Annotated in this window: 15 protein-coding genes; 8 read left to right on the forward strand and 7 right to left on the reverse strand. The window is 38.0% G+C overall.

Translation table 11 applies throughout. The features are described from left to right. Nucleotides 1-38 precede the first annotated feature (38 nt). Nucleotides 39-521: a hypothetical protein gene (locus EA341_RS05070; protein ID WP_293011903.1), complete on the reverse strand. Its 483-nt coding sequence runs from the start codon at nt 519-521 to the stop codon at nt 39-41. Nucleotides 522-545: 24 nt separating this feature from the next. After that, nucleotides 546-1934 carry a tagaturonate reductase gene (locus EA341_RS05075; RefSeq protein ID WP_293011905.1) on the reverse strand — a complete coding sequence of 463 codons (1389 nt, stop codon included), beginning with the start codon at nt 1932-1934 and terminating at the stop codon, nt 546-548. A 49-nt stretch (nt 1935-1983) separates the two neighbouring features. Between EA341_RS05075 and EA341_RS05080 the strand changes: the two genes are divergently transcribed. Next, on the forward strand, nt 1984-2271 hold the full coding sequence (locus EA341_RS05080) for a DUF1330 domain-containing protein (RefSeq protein WP_293011907.1): 288 nt from the start codon (nt 1984-1986) through the stop codon (nt 2269-2271). A 26-nt stretch (nt 2272-2297) separates the two neighbouring features. Here the strand turns inward: EA341_RS05080 and EA341_RS05085 are convergent, their stop codons facing one another. After that, on the reverse strand, nt 2298-3950 hold the full coding sequence (locus tag EA341_RS05085; protein ID WP_293011991.1) for a UxaA family hydrolase: 1653 nt from the start codon (nt 3948-3950) through the stop codon (nt 2298-2300). Nucleotides 3951-4056: 106 nt separating this feature from the next. Between EA341_RS05085 and EA341_RS05090 the strand changes: the two genes are divergently transcribed. The 5 genes from EA341_RS05090 to EA341_RS05110 are packed head-to-tail and all read left to right on the forward strand — an operon-like array spanning nt 4057 to nt 8534. After that, on the forward strand, nt 4057-5052 hold the full coding sequence (locus tag EA341_RS05090; protein WP_293011909.1) for a sugar kinase: 996 nt from the start codon (nt 4057-4059) through the stop codon (nt 5050-5052). Between the two features lie 18 nt (nt 5053-5070). After that, entirely contained in the window at nt 5071-5727 is a 657-nt protein-coding gene (locus tag EA341_RS05095) for a bifunctional 4-hydroxy-2-oxoglutarate aldolase/2-dehydro-3-deoxy-phosphogluconate aldolase (protein WP_293011911.1), read from the forward strand. A 20-nt stretch (nt 5728-5747) separates the two neighbouring features. After that, entirely contained in the window at nt 5748-6737 is a 990-nt protein-coding gene (locus EA341_RS05100) for a TRAP transporter substrate-binding protein (protein ID WP_293011913.1), read from the forward strand. A gap of 13 nt (nt 6738-6750) precedes the next feature. Further along, nucleotides 6751-7236, forward strand: coding sequence for a TRAP transporter small permease (locus EA341_RS05105; RefSeq protein ID WP_293011915.1), 486 nt, complete (start codon nt 6751-6753; stop codon nt 7234-7236). Nucleotides 7237-7238: 2 nt separating this feature from the next. Then, on the forward strand, nt 7239-8534 hold the full coding sequence (locus tag EA341_RS05110) for a TRAP transporter large permease subunit (RefSeq protein ID WP_293011917.1): 1296 nt from the start codon (nt 7239-7241) through the stop codon (nt 8532-8534). Here the strand turns inward: EA341_RS05110 and EA341_RS05115 are convergent, their stop codons facing one another. Next, nucleotides 8535-8969, reverse strand: a complete 435-nt coding sequence (locus EA341_RS05115) for a hypothetical protein (RefSeq protein ID WP_293011919.1) — start codon at nt 8967-8969, stop codon at nt 8535-8537. A gap of 325 nt (nt 8970-9294) precedes the next feature. Between EA341_RS05115 and EA341_RS05120 the strand changes: the two genes are divergently transcribed. Beyond that, nucleotides 9295-9996 carry a DUF2490 domain-containing protein gene (locus EA341_RS05120; RefSeq protein ID WP_293011920.1) on the forward strand — a complete coding sequence of 234 codons (702 nt, stop codon included), beginning with the start codon at nt 9295-9297 and terminating at the stop codon, nt 9994-9996. Between the two features lie 113 nt (nt 9997-10109). Here the strand turns inward: EA341_RS05120 and EA341_RS05125 are convergent, their stop codons facing one another. Further along, nucleotides 10110-10577 carry a copper resistance protein NlpE gene (locus EA341_RS05125; RefSeq protein WP_293011922.1) on the reverse strand — a complete coding sequence of 156 codons (468 nt, stop codon included), beginning with the start codon at nt 10575-10577 and terminating at the stop codon, nt 10110-10112. Between the two features lie 175 nt (nt 10578-10752). Here EA341_RS05125 and EA341_RS05130 point away from each other — a divergent pair, with 175 nt between their 5' ends. Next, nucleotides 10753-13296 carry a glycogen/starch/alpha-glucan phosphorylase gene (locus EA341_RS05130; RefSeq protein WP_293011924.1) on the forward strand — a complete coding sequence of 848 codons (2544 nt, stop codon included), beginning with the start codon at nt 10753-10755 and terminating at the stop codon, nt 13294-13296. 94 nt (nt 13297-13390) lie between these two features. Here the strand turns inward: EA341_RS05130 and EA341_RS05135 are convergent, their stop codons facing one another. Both EA341_RS05135 and EA341_RS05140 read right to left on the reverse strand, forming a co-directional pair. Next, nucleotides 13391-14152: a hypothetical protein gene (locus EA341_RS05135; RefSeq protein WP_293011925.1), complete on the reverse strand. Its 762-nt coding sequence runs from the start codon at nt 14150-14152 to the stop codon at nt 13391-13393. Nucleotides 14153-14223: 71 nt separating this feature from the next. Next, nucleotides 14224-15282, reverse strand: a complete 1059-nt coding sequence (locus EA341_RS05140) for a formylglycine-generating enzyme family protein (protein ID WP_293011927.1) — start codon at nt 15280-15282, stop codon at nt 14224-14226. Between the last annotated feature and the right edge of the window lie 100 nt (nt 15283-15382).

Consider the following 15382-nt stretch of genomic DNA (forward strand, 5'->3'; position numbering starts at 1 on the left):
CCAATTGCATCCACGAACTTATCAAATAAACTAAATGGCTATACCAACTTTTCGATTTCAAAACTTTTATCTCTAAAAGTTGCAATACTTCCTTCTTTTTGACCCCAAATTGCCTGAATTAATGGGGAATCGGGAGAAACCAGCTGGTAAGCTGTACCTTCAAAATCAAGCTTTCCAAAGGGAACGGATACCCAAATATTTCCCATAGGCAACTTGAGTAGACTACCATCCTCAACAGTTTTGGTTTCTTTTACTGGAACAGCATTCAATTGATTAATCATCGTTTTGGAACTGCTCAGTCTTTTTTCAAGTATAGTTCTACTTTGATTCAGCATTTCCTGATGGGTTTCATACTTATCTCCTGCAGAACTTTTTTCATCGGCCTCGGCTGATTGTTGAAGTTCCTTAAGTTCCTTTTCCAAATTGCTGATTTGTTCTTTTAAAAAAGACTTTGCCGTACTGAGGAGTTTTTCTTTTATGTCTGCTTGGATTTCCATGATGCAAATTAAAAGCAAATTCATGGATTTTTGACTTTTTCACATCACTCATTTTTTCATAAATGACTTATGGCTTTGATAATCAATCTTCTCAGCGAGCTCATCTGTTAGGCTTGCATAGAAACTTAAATCTTCCCCCCAAAGTGAGTCTTGACTTAAAACTGCTTGCAGGAATGTATACACATTATCAGCTTCCCAAGCTTCACTGAATATACTTATTACAACCAAATCGTCTTTTAATGGAATTTTTTTACCTTCCTTATCCATGCCACTATAAAAAACAAGTAAATCAGCCATTGCTTGACAAAGTAGGGGAGGCCAAAAACCATTTATTTGGTAGAATTCCACCATGCTTGGAAGTACCCTTATCTTAAACTTGGAAATGGAATTTAATGCTATAGAAAGTAATTCGTGCCGGATGAATGGATTTCGAAACCTATCAATGACATCTAAAGCAAACTTTTCTGTCTCTTTCTCAGGCATGCCTAAAACTGGAATTATCTCTTTAAAAATTATATCGCTAATTAATTGACCAAGCCCCTGATGTTCTATACTTTCAATTACTGTCCTTAAGCCTTTGAGGTAAGCCATGGGAACCATAGCCGTATGGGCACCATTCAGGACCCGGACTTTTCTTTTTCTGTAAAGGCTTAAGTCCTTTACAAAATTAACCTGTAAACCTGCTTTTTCTGCGGGAAATTCATCTTTGATCTTTTCATCTCCTTCGATAGCCCAAAAATGATATGGTTCTGTCATCACAAGCAATTCATCCTCAAATTCAAGATTAGGTCTGATTTTATCCATATTTTCTTTGGGAAAACCAGGTACTATTCTGTCCACCAATGTGTTGCAGAAAAGAGTAGATGCGTCCAACCAATCCAAAAAAGTTTTAGGAAGAGACCAGCTATTTGCGTGTTTTAAAACAATTTTTTTAAGTTCAGCCCCATTATCCTGGATCAATTCACAGGGAAAAATAATCAAACCCTTTTCAAGTTCCCCTTCGAAAAAGCTAAACCGTATATAGAGTAAGGCCGTCAACTTACCCGGAAATGTCACTGGAAATACATTTTCAATGTTTGGGTTTTCCTGTTTGAAAAAAATTCCCGCCTCAGTAGTATTCGAAATCACAAATCTTAGTCCTGGATTTTCAGCAAGTTTCAAAAATCTTTCAGGCTCATTCTTGGCATTGATTACCGCCTTGATGCAATCAATTTTGCTGATTTGGTTAATTTCTTTTCCCTTAGAAACTCCCAATTCCATCACATGATATTGGTTGTTTTGATTTTGGTATGTTTCTGGAACGCTGTCACCATGTGATTGAATCATAAAAATATCACCTTTAAAAAAACCTTGATCCTTCATTTGCTGTACCATCCAGCAGCTGAAACCTCTTAAAAAATTTCCTGTACCAAATTGAATGATATCTTTCTTTTTCATTTTAATAATCACAAATTTGAATCAACATTTAATTTCTAAAATAATCAATATGCCAGCACTTGTAATAGTCGAAGTTAGTATTCACAATCCAGAACTTTATGAAGAGTATAAAAAACATACTCTCGGTACCATAGAAAAGTTTGGAGGTCGTTTTTTGGTCAGGGGAGTCAAAAACGAATCACTTGAAGGTGACTGGAACCCGGAAAGATTGGTGATTTTGGAATTTCCAAATGTGGATACAGCTAAATCCTGGTGGTCTTCTCCTGAATATTCAAAGATCAAAACCATACGCTATGAAGCAGCCAAATCCAAGATGCTCGTTGTGGAAAGTAATTGATGGGATTTCGCATTTCACTTCATTATTTAAAGTGAAACGCCCCTTTTCCATGGAATGAAGTCATCCTGACCCAGTGCTACTGCTTTTGGAGTAACCTTACCTGAGGCCACATCAATAATCAATTCCAATAAGTTTTCGCCGGTTTCTTCTATTGATTTTTCTCCTGTAATGATTTCTCCTGTATTGAAATCTATGATATCGGGCATACGTTGAGCTAGCTTAGAATTAGAGGAAATTTTAATCACCGGAGCAATAGGGTTTCCAGTAGGTGTACCGAGACCTGTTGTGAATAATATCAAATTGGCTCCTGAACCAGCCATAGCTGTTGTGCTTTCTACATCATTTCCAGGAGTACAAAGTAAGTTTAGACCCGGTTTTTTGACATATTCCCCATAATCCAATACATCAGCGACGGCCGATGTGCCTCCTTTTTTGGCTGCCCCTGCAGATTTGATAGCATCTGTGATAAGACCATCTTTGATATTACCAGGTGAAGGATTCATATCAAAACCTGAACCAACTGCGGCAGCAGATGCAGCATAAGCTTTCATCAAATGGGCAAATTTATTGGCAGTCTGTTCATCTACACATCGGTTGATCAATTCCTGTTCAACCCCGCAAAGCTCAGGGAATTCAGATAAAATAGTTTTTCCTCCCAAGGCAACCAACAAATCTGAAGTATGCCCCACAGCTGGATTGGCGGAAATACCAGAGAATCCATCTGAACCTCCGCATTCCAATCCTATGCATAACTTACTCAAAGGTGCTTCCTGACGTTCCAGCCTGTTTGCTTCAGCCATTCCTACAAATGTATTTTTAATAGCCTTCGTCAATAGGGCTATTTCTGTGCCTTCTTGTTGTTGCTCCAGGATAATTAGCGGCTTATCAAAATCTTTATTAATGTCCTTTATTTTCTCTTCTAAAAGGGATATTTGAGCATTTTGACAGCCAAGACTCAAAACAGTACCGCCAGCCACATTGGGATTATTGAGATAACCGGCCAAAAGCGCACAAAGCATTTCCGAATCCTGTCTAGTTCCACCGCAGCCACCTTGATGCGTCAAAAACTTGATGCCATCAATATTTTCAAAAAAACGGTTGTCGGCTATATTTTTAGCACCTTCAAGGGACAATTCTTCTATTTCTGAAGGCTCTCCAATGGTTAGGGCTTTTTTCATCTGTTTGACTAAGTTCTTAAATGGATTGGGCTTGTTAAAACCTAATTCCTCTAAAAATGCCTCTTTGATAATTTCCACATTACGGTTTTCACAAAATACCAATGGAATCACCAACCAGTAATTGGCGGTCCCAACCTGACCATCCTTGCGAAGGTAACCTTGAAAAGTCCTTTCCTTAAATTTTGAAATGTCTGGAAGGCTGGTGACATTTTTATAATCTGATGTTTTTTTTCCGAAAGAACTGGTAGCATGTTCGACATTTTGGGTAGTGATCACACAGCCCTTTGGAATATCCTCTGTTGCCCGACCCACTATATTTCCATACATAAAGACTTCATTTCCCTTTTTGATATTTTGGATAGTAAATTTATGTTTGGCAGGAACTTCCTGAATCAAGCTTATAATATTACCTTCATAGTGTATAGTTTCATTATGCAGCAGATCTACCAAGGCCACAAGTACATTATCAGAAGGGTGGATTTTAATCGTCTTTTTCAAAATTTAGAATGGTATTGAATTTTGGGAAAACGTTTGCGTAATGCTTGATACAAATCAAGTATTTGAAAATTTAAGGTTTTATTTTTAAGGATATATATTAAAAATCAAGATGAGCAAAAAAATTACCACCATAGGAGAAATAATGATGAGGTTGACCACTCCAGGTCATGAAAGATTTGTTCAAGCAGATCAGTATCAGGTTTCTTTTGGCGGTGCTGAGGCCAATGTGGCAATTTCTCTTGCCCAATTTGGCATGTCTACTTCTCATGTTACTGCCTTCCCTCAAAATGATTTAGGCCAAAAAGCGAAGGCTTATTTGAAGCAGATGGCTGTTAATTGTGACTTTGTCTATGATCATGAAGGAAGGATGGGGCTATATTTTTTAGAGAATGGATCCATGCAAAGGGCCTCGAGGATAATTTATGACCGGTTTAATTCTTCCTTTTCCAATTTTGATGGTAAGGATATCAGATGGGATGAAGTTTTTGATGATGTTGATTGGTTTCACTGGACAGGAATCACGCCTGCTATTTCACAAAATGCAGCTGATATGTTATTGAAAGCAGTTCAAGTAGCCCACGAAAAGGGAGTCAAAATTAGTGGAGATATCAATTATAGACGTAATTTATGGCAATACGGAAAAGAGCCATTGGAAATTATGCCTGAACTGATTAGGTATTGTGATGTCATTGTTGCGGGAAGTTCTGATTTTGAAAACTGTATGGATATCCAAGTCAATGACTGGGTGGATGCTTGCTTTCAAGCCAAAAAAGATTTTCCAAAGCTAAAATATATTACCAAGACAAAAAGGCAATCCATTTCAGCTTCTCATAATCAACTCAAAGGAATTCTTTGGAATGGGAGTGAGGTGCTTAAATCCAAAACCTACGAAATTACCCATATAGTAGATAGAGTAGGAGGAGGGGATGCTTTTATTGCAGGTCTGATTTATGGCTTATTGCACTTTGAGGATCAGGAAGCTTTGGATTTTGCGACTGCAGCATCTGTTCTGAAACATAGTATCCCTGGAGACGCCAATCTGGTCACTGTGGAAGAAGTCCTAAATTTGGTTCAAGAAAAAAACGTGGGCAAATTGCTCAGATAATAACAAACCCATTAAACCATGAATGAACAAAAGATTTTGGATGAAATTTCCAAATCAGGTCTAGTACCTTTATTCACTCACAGAGACCTAGAAATAGCCAAAAAAACTGTAGATGCATGTTATGAGGCAGGAATTAGGGTTTTTGAATATACCAATCGACTGCCAAATTCCTTTGATGTTTTCAAATCTCTTAAATTATATACAGAAAAATACCCAGACTTGATTTTTGGAATCGGAACTATTTTTACGGTAAAGGATGCGGAACGCTATCTTTATGCAGGTGCAGATTTTATCATTTCACCAGCCATGATTTCAGAAGTTGCACATTATTGTTTTCAACGTGGAGTGATGTATATCCCAGGTTGTGCTACTGTGACCGAGGTATACCAGGCTATCACGAGTGGATCCATTTTGGTTAAGGTTTTCCCCGGAAATGTTCTTGGTCCTGCTTTTATCAAATCTGTGCTGTCCGTACTTCCCGAAGTCAAATTAATGGCCACAGGGGGAGTAAGCCCTGATGAAGAAAATTTAAAGTCATGGTTTGATTCAGGTGTATTTTGTGTAGGAATGGGTTCTCAACTTTTTAATGCAGCAGAAATGGAGTCTGGTAATTTTGACGGATTGAAAAACCGGGTAAAAGGCTCATTGAATATAATTCAAAAGATAAAAAGATGATGTCTGTCAATCAATTGATCATGAGGAAGGAGGGGGTTAAGAGATATATCTTTATGATTGTCTTTTTTCTGCTTTTGGCTGGATGCAAAGGGCCTGGTAACGTAAGGGTTATCAAACTAGGTCACGGATTGGGCGTAAGTCATCCTGTACATGAAGCAATGGTTTATATGGCCTCACTGGTCCATGAAAAATCAAATGGAGAAATGGAAATTCGCATTTATCCCAATCAACAGCTTGGGACGGAAAGGGAATTGGTAGAACTCCTTCAGATTGGAAGTCTTGGAATGACAAAGGTTTCATCAGCCGCAATGGAGAATTTTGCTCCGAAAATTCAGGTACTTTCATTGCCTTATCTTTTTCGGGACGATGAACACAGAGACAAAGTACTTAAAGGAGAGATTGGGCAACAACTACTTCTGGAAGGAGAAAAATACTGGCTTAGAGGCCTTTGTTATTATGATGCCGGGAAAAGGAGTTTTTATACCAAAAACAAACCCATAGAAAATCCAGAGGATCTTAAAGGTCTAAAAATGAGGGTAATGGAAAGCAATACTGCCATCAACATGGTAAAAGCGTTTGGAGGATCACCCACACCAGTGTCCTATGGCGAGCTGTATACAGCTTTACAGCAAGGAATAGTCGATGGTGCAGAAAACAATCCTCCGAGTCTTTTTACCTCTAAGCACTATGAAGTTTGCAAGTATTACAGTATCAATGAGCATACGGCTATTCCGGATATGGTGATTATCAGTACAAAGGTCTGGAATATACTAAGCGAACAAGAAAAAAATTGGCTTCAGGAAGCTGCAGATGAATCCGCGGTTTATCAGTATGACCTCTGGGCAAAATCAGTGGAAGAATCATTGGCAGAAATGGAGAAAGCAGGAGTAGAAATACATTATCCAGAGACAGGACCTTTTAGAGAAGCTGTAGTCCCAATTTTTGAATCTTATAAATCCACTCAGCCGGACTTTTATGAAATCATCGAAAAGATCAGGGCAGTAAAATGAAATAATTAGCAGTATGACCCAAACTAAAACCAAATTTGTAATAGATAAAATTGTCAGCAATGCATTGATGTTTTTGATGGCTGCCATGGTTTTGAACGTTACATGGCAAGTCCTGTCCAGATACGTCATTCAAAATCCCTCTTCATTTACTGACGAATTATCCAGGTACATGTTGATCTGGCTTGGAATGCTGGGTTCAGCCTATGTTGCCGGGCAAGACAAGCATTTAGCAATCGATATTTTACCTCAAAAATTAGAAGGAAAAGCAAGAAATAGACTGATAATACTCATTAATGTTATTGTCATGTCATTCGCATTTTTTGCTATGGTATTGGGTGGTAGTAATCTGGTTTATATTACATATATACTTGAACAAAAGTCAGCTACTTTACAAATGCCATTGGCTTTCATTTACATCATCATTCCCTTTAGTGGTCTTTTGGTGATGTATTACAATATTTTTCAAATTTCAATTACCCTGAAAACTCAAAAAGGATAAACATGGAAGTGATCAGCATACTGATTTTGGTTCTTACTTTTCTTACCTTAATGTCGATAGGTGTACCGGTAGCTTGGAGTTTGGGTATCTCAAGCCTTCTTACACTTTTGGTTTCAGTAGCAGCAGTACCTTCAGCAACTACCATTGCCCAAAGAATGGGTACCGGCTTGGATAGCTTTGCCTTATTGGCCATTCCTTTTTTTATTCTCGCAGGAGAAATTATGAATCGGGGTGGTATTGCCAATCGCTTAATAGAATTGGCTAAAGCCATGATGGGTAAATTGCCAGGTGGATTACTTTATGTAAATGTCATCGCTGCCATGTTATTTGGGGCAATAGCAGGGTCTGCAGCAGCAGCAGTTTCTGCTATAGGAAGTATTTTAGGGAAAAGAATGGATGATGAAGGTTATCCAAAAGGTCTTGGGGCTGCTGTCAATATCACTTCCTCTACAACTGGACTTATCATTCCCCCTTCCAATATTCTAATTGTTTACTCATTAGCCTCAGGTGGGGTATCCATTGCCGCACTTTTTGTAGCAGGGTATTTACCAGGTTTGTTTATAGGTTTTGTGTTGATGTTGACTGCAGCAATTTTTATCAGAAAGCACAAGCTTCCAGCAGGAGAGAGAACCAGTACAAGAGAACTTTTAGATAAGTCTCTAAGGGCATTTCCCTCGCTGATGCTATTGGTAATTGTAATAGGTGGAATTGTTGGAGGGATCTTTACGGCAACTGAGGCTTCGGCCATAGCTGTCGTTTACACTTTAGCACTTTCATTTTTTTACAGGGAATTGAAATGGAAAGAAATACCTGCCATACTTCTGAAATCCAGTGAAACGACAGCCATTGTCATGTTATTGATAGCTACCTCCATGAGTATGTCTTGGGTTATGTCTGCGGAAGATATTCCTCAAGGGATAAGTGAAACGCTTTTATCGCTAAGTGACAATATTATAGTCATTCTCATCATCATCAATCTTATATTATTATTCGTGGGGATTTTTATGGACATGACTCCTGCTGTATTGATCTTTACTCCGATATTTCTTCCTGTAGTTACTGAGTTAGGAGTGGATCCAGTACATTTTGGAATCATCATGATTCTTAATCTTTGTATAGGGTTGTGTACACCACCTGTTGGTTCTGTTTTATTTCTGGGTGTTCAGGTAGCTGGAATAAATATTCAACAAGCAGTAAAACCGCTTTTACCTTTCTTCTTGGCCATGATAATTGGCTTGGTAGTAGTTACCCTTTGGCCAGGATTGACTCTTTGGCTTCCTAGCTTATTTGGTTTGTAATTAAGGAACTTGCAACTTTTTTCCCCATCCCTGAAGTGTTATATGATATGGACCTGCAGCAAAACTTCTTATTTTTTCAAGATCAAATTTTAAATTAGAAGTGAAATACGCACCACAATCTGTCACAGGTTCGAAAATCAATTTTGCCTGAAGGGTAGGAGGTTGGGAATATAAAAATCGTTCCGAAAATACCAAGGTCCAGTCATCTGTGGGACTGCAACCACTGTACCCAACCTTTAAATACAACATTTCATTTCTTACTTCAGCTTCCAAAATTGTGACACTTCCTAAGAAATCCTCATCAAAAAGATTGGTATTGACAATTATTTTTTCTCCCTGGTATTTAGGTAATTGATCACTATTTATGCAAGACGCAAAAAATAGCATGAGATAGACCGTTAAAAAAGAGAATTTATTCTTCAGGGGAAGTATCATTTTAATTTTTGTTATTATTCACTTCTTTACCAATAACTTCAAAACATAAAATTAACGTTTGAATTTGGTCAATCCCGATAAACCGGGACAAGTTATCTATAAATATCAAATATCAATTGGTATCGAAATGAATCAAGAAGCAGCAATAAATTATTCTACTGGCATCATTCCGTATTTATATTAATTTTTCTTTTGCTCAATATTCAAGACGATTCATTGAAGCTTTTTGTCCTATTGGAGATTGAGAATTATCTTAGTGCCAAGTAATTATTTTATGCGCAGATTTTTACTCTTTTTTCTCATATATACCCAAAGCCATTTTCTTATGGCGCAAAGGGAAGTTATCTCAGATACTGAAATGTGGTATGGCTTTATGACCTCAGGTCAAATTGCTCCAAATTGGTCTGTATGGCTTGACACACATCATGTTCCAGATATATTTCTGATTGTAAGAAGTGGATTGACACTCCATACACAGGATCAACGGCTCTCCTTTACGCTAGGATATGCACGTTTAGGCTTAACTGCCCCTTTTTCTGCCGGAGCATTGGTGAGGCCTGAAAACAGACCCTGGGGACAAGTGGTATATAGGTTACCTTCTTCATCCCGGTTATCCACAAGTTTGAGGTACAGGCATGATATGAGGTACAGGGCAAATTTCAGTAATACAGAAATAATTGAAGGATTTGGTCTCAATCATAGGATGAGGTTTAATGCAAGCGTTCGTTATAATTGGGGTGAAGTGTTGAGTGACAATTTTAACTTTTCAACCACTCTTTTTAATGAATCTTTAGTCACTGTAGGTCCATCTTTTGCAGATAACCCGTTTGAGCATAGGATTTTTGCCTTGTTTAGCTTTACGAAAAATGCGGTGACACTTTCTCCAGGCTATCATTTGCGAATGGCTACGCCAAACCCTGAAACGCTTAGAGTCAATCACGGACCTTTTCTTTGGATTACAATTAACTACAGGTGGAAAAACTTCCGAAGACATCTGCTTAGAGAGTTTCCTGGCGATCATATTTGATTAAGAAGGGAAAAAAATAGGGACTTGCATTCTCTAGTCACCCTAAAACTATTTCTGGTGTAAGTCTTGTCATTCTTTTTTTGAGGTCTAAAAATGTGAGCAGCGAACTATTTTTAATCTATCTTTTTTCGGAGTGTATAATTATCTGCCAAATCTCCTGTGATTCTATTACCCTCCATATCGAGGTGAAATAATAAGTTTTCACCAACAAAATACTGATTGGGTGACTCAACCCCTTCAAGGGTAATGGTATTCCCACCATCATTCCAACTATAAGTTCCCGAAGATTCTTGGATAGAATCATTGTCTTTTCCCAAGTAAATTGTCTTTTTGGTAAATGAGTAAGAAGGGCCGATTTCAATTGTGGTCTCTATACCCTCACAATCAGCACATGGCAAAACGCCCTCATAGATTCCCTCATAATCCAGGGAGATCCGTGCATTATGCTCGTCAGGAGCAAACATTTCGTCATCTACCACAATTTCATCGATTTCTTCTCCATTTTGCTCTGAGCGGGGATTACAGGAAAATAATAATGTTATCGATATAATAAAAATGAATGAAGAGAGGAAGGTTTTCATGATTCTTGAAGTTTATTTACAAAGCACCATTCAATATACAGTTTGAAAACATATTCCGCAAATATGTCAGTTGGCACATGTTAATTTGTACAATTTGTAAATTGGTTTTTAACCCCTTCCTTTTATAAGGACCTGTATTTGTTTAACTTTCGCAGTGAATTGATTTAAAGATAATATGAAAAAAAATAATCCAGTCTCTAAAGTTAAATCCAAGCTCGAGGAAAAGGGACTTGACAAACAAGAGATTCAAAATATACTCATTGAAGATGCAAGAACCGGACTGAGTGTGGAAGCTCTGAAAAGAGCGATTTCAAATAACTTGTTTTATGTGCAGGGAAAATTTCCAGAGATCGCTACCCGAAATGATTACTATATGGCCGTTTCCTATGCGGTAAGAGATAGAATCCTTAACCGCTGGGTAGCTTCTGTAAAACAATACTTAGATGGAAAGCACAGGGTGGTTTCTTATTTGTCAGCAGAATACCTACTTGGGCCTCATCTTGCAAACAACCTTATCAACTTAGGAATTTATAAAGAAACAGAACAGGCTGTTAAGGAATTAGGTAAAGACCTTGATTGGTTAGTAGAAAAAGAGATAGAACCAGGCTTAGGAAATGGCGGTTTGGGTAGACTGGCAGCTTGTTATATGGATTCTTTGGCAACTTTAGAGGTTCCCGCCATAGGTTATGGCATTAGGTACCAATTTGGCATCTTTGAACAGGATATAAGAGACGGCTGGCAGGTAGAAGATACAGACAATTGGCTCAGAAGGGGTAATCCATGGGAAATTGAGCGTAGGGAATTGAACTATGAGGTGAAAATTGGTGGACACGTCCAACATTACACTGACAATAATGGGAAATACTGTAGTAATTGGATTCCTGATTTAATTGTAAAAGGCGTGGCATATGACACTCCTATTTTAGGTTATGACGTAAATACCACCAATACATTAAGATTATGGAAGTCTGAGGCTCCAAAATCCTTTGATTTTCAACTTTTCAATGCGGGTGGATATAACGATGCTGTAAGGCAAAAAATTCTTTGCGAAAATATTTCCAAAGTATTATATCCAAATGACGAACAAGAAGAAGGTAAGATTCTAAGACTACAGCAACAATATTTCTTTGTGTCCTGCTCTTTGCAGGATATGCTTGGGATTCACCTGAGACAAGGGGATAAAATCCAGGATTTTCATAAGAAATTTGTTGTGCAGCTAAATGATACCCATCCAGCCATTGGTGTTGCAGAACTGATGCGACTCTTACTCGATAAATATCAATTGGAATGGGATGACGCTTGGGATATCACTACCAAGACGTTTGCCTATACAAATCACACTTTGTTGCCAGAGGCTTTGGAAAAGTGGGATTTGGAATTATTTGGAAGAGTACTTCCAAGGCACCTTGAGCTGATATACGAAATCAACAGAAGGTTCTTGGATGTTGTGACAGTAAAGTTCTTTGGTGATCATCAAAAAATTGCCAGCCTTTCACTAATTGGAGAAGGTCAAAAGAAATACATCAAAATGGCAAACTTAGCTTCTCTTGGAAGTTTTGCCATCAACGGTGTTGCCGCCTTGCATACTGAGCTTTTGAAAAAAACTGTTTTAAAAGATTGGTACGAGCTTACACCTGAAAAATTCAGTAATAAGACCAATGGTGTGACACCCCGAAGATGGATGGTGCTCAGCAATCCAGAACTTACAAAACTTATCACTGAAAAAATCGGTGATGGCTGGATCAAATACTTGGATGAATTGAAGGGACTAGAAAAATTTGCCAAAGACAAGGACTTCCAAAAAGCTTGGATGGATGTTAAATACCAGCAAAAACTCAGCCTGAGCAAAAGAATTCTTCAAAGGATGAGGTTAAGAGTGGACCCTGAATCTTTATACGATGTTCATGTTAAAAGAATGCATGAATACAAAAGGCAGGTGCTTAATGCACTTCATGTAATTACACTATACAACAGGATCAAGCATAATCCTCAAATTGATATGGTTCCAAGAACAGTAATATTTGCTGGAAAAGCTGCGCCTGGATATAAAGTCGCCAAGGAGATCATCAAACTGATAACTTCAATAGGAGAGGTGGTCAATAATGATCCGGATGTGAAAAACAGGTTAAAAGTTGTTTTTTATCCAAATTACAATGTAACAAATGCGCAGAAAATATATCCTGCAGCAGATTTATCTGAACAGATTTCTACCGCTGGTAAAGAAGCATCAGGAACAGGGAATATGAAATTGTCGCTTAATGGTGCTTTAACTATTGGGACCTTGGATGGTGCAAATGTTGAAATCAGGGAATGTGTAGGTGAAGAGAATTTCTTCCTATTCGGCCTTGATGCTGATGAAGTGGATCAAGTGAAAAATAATGGATATGATCCTTATAGTTATTATAAAAACAACCCTGATTTGAAATTGGCTTTGGATCAAATCAATAGTGGCTATTTCTCCCACCTGAATACAGATACATTTAAAAGTCTTGTAAGGTCATTGATGTTTGATGATCAGTACTTGGTATTGGCTGATTACCAACCTTATATTGAGGCACAGGATAAAGTAGCCGAAACATTCAGGGATAAATCCAAATGGGCTGAGATGTCCATTTTGAACGTAGCAAGAATGGGTAAATTCTCCAGTGATAGAAGTATAAGAGATTATTGCAATGAGATTTGGAAAGTAAAGCCAGTCCCAGTCAAATTAAAAAAATAGATTCACACATAAATTTTGAATTGATTAGAGAAACCTGTCATCTTTTAAAGATGACAGGTTTTTTCATTTCTTTATAAAATCAATCTTTTGAATACTATTCAAAGTTTAAGGCCATAAATATTCCAACGTGAAAAATCATCCGATCACTGATCGACGACCAGCTCCTTACACTTTCAGAATAAAACATCCTAAATCCTGGATTATCAAAAGGCTCTCCATTATACTCTCGTGTCAAATAACTAGATCGTTCATACCTCAAAAGATTAACCATAAACTGTATACCTACTGCATCATTGATCAGGTAGCCCATTCCGAGATCACCACTGTATGTAAGCAGGACGTCTTTAAATGACGATTCACCTAATCTTCGAGGAAACGTACCTGTTACCCCTTCAGCTTCACAAGATGGGCATGTGTTGCTTATGAGGGTATAATTAAATGCTCCTACACCTTTTTCCAAACCAATAAACCCTGAACCAAGCAGGTAAAATTTTGGACTGAGTTCAAGGTAATAATTGAAAAATGGACCAAAACCCAGCATGGTATTCTCTAACCTGGATTCTATAGTGCTACTACCGATATGGGATTGTATGTCAGTACTCAAGGTCAAAGTTTCGCTGTAATTTCTGACACTTGCCTGAACACCAATAAAAAGATTCCCAAAAGTCCTAACACCTATTCTATTTCTCCATTCCAAGCTTGAATAATTATCGGCATTTGAAACTACTCGATCTCTAGAAGATGGAAAAGAAGGAGAAAGTTCAGTTGTAAACAACCACCTGGAATGATAATCTTGAGCAAAACAAAACTCTTCAAAAGATAGAATTAGGAAAAGTAACAGCAAAAATTTCTTCATATCAAGTTTATATACGAAAACTCCTGCAAATATATACGAATACCAAGCCAAAATTATTCTTGACAAAAATATTATTCTGAATCCCTAACGCATCGAAATCCAATATTACTGGTACCACTTTCAAAATCCTGGCCCTGTCGGGCAGATGGCCTGTAATTAATACAATAATCGTCCGCACATAAAAATGAACCGCCCTTGATGACTTTTTCAAGCGCATAAGGGTTGCTTGGGTTGTAACATTGCGAAATACTGGAATCTAATGCAGGTGCATTTCCTGATATTCTTTGAAATTTGATGGCATCGAACCAATCAGAAGTCATTTCCCAAACATTTCCGATCATATCGTAAAGGCCATAATCGTTTGGAGGAAAACTCATGACCGGAGCAGTTCCTTCAAACCCATCTTCAGATAAGTTTTCATGCGGAAATTCTCCTTGAAATGTATTTGCCATAAAAATACCATTAGGCTTGAAGCCATCGCCCCAAGCGTAACGCTGGTGTTTCCGTCCTGCTTTTGCAGCATATTCCCACTCCGTTTCGGTTGGTATTCGCTTTCCAGCCCATTCAGCATAGGCCACCGCATCTTCAAAAGCTATGTGAACGACAGGATGATTTTCTCTACCCTCTACGGTTGAACCTGGACCTTCCGGATGTTTCCAACTTGCACCCAATACCCATTTCCACCATAGGCTGATGTCATGTAAAGGGACTTCATGCGAAGGAGGCGAAAACACCATAGAACCAGGTTGCATGTCTTCTTCGGCAGGTCGGGGCGTGCCGGGAGGCAATTGTTTTTTCATTTCTTCCCAATCAGGAACCCTTTCTGCCACGGTGAGATAACCTGTTTCTTCCACAAATCGGGTAAATTGAGCAACAGTGACCTCTGTCTCATCCATCCAAAATCCCTTCACTTTTCTTTTTACTGCCGGCTTTTCTACTGGATAGGCTTCCGTTTCATCTGTTCCCATATAAAATTCACCACCAGGAATGAAAACCATTCCATCATTTGATCGGATAACCTTATGAGGTTCACTTTCTTCGGCACTGATTTTTTCAGGTGAGTCTTTGGTGGAACAGGAAAAAAAAAATAAAGAAATTAAAAGATATGGAATAGAAACTTTAGCACACATGAATTTTGATTATTTAAATTTAAATCTAATAGTTCAATTGCTAAAATCCTAAAGACAGTTGTCAGACAGCATACTTCACTTAAAAATTATCCCTTAAGAA

This window comes from Mongoliibacter sp. (assembly GCF_007692705.1).
Taxonomy (GTDB): domain Bacteria; phylum Bacteroidota; class Bacteroidia; order Cytophagales; family Cyclobacteriaceae; genus Mongoliibacter.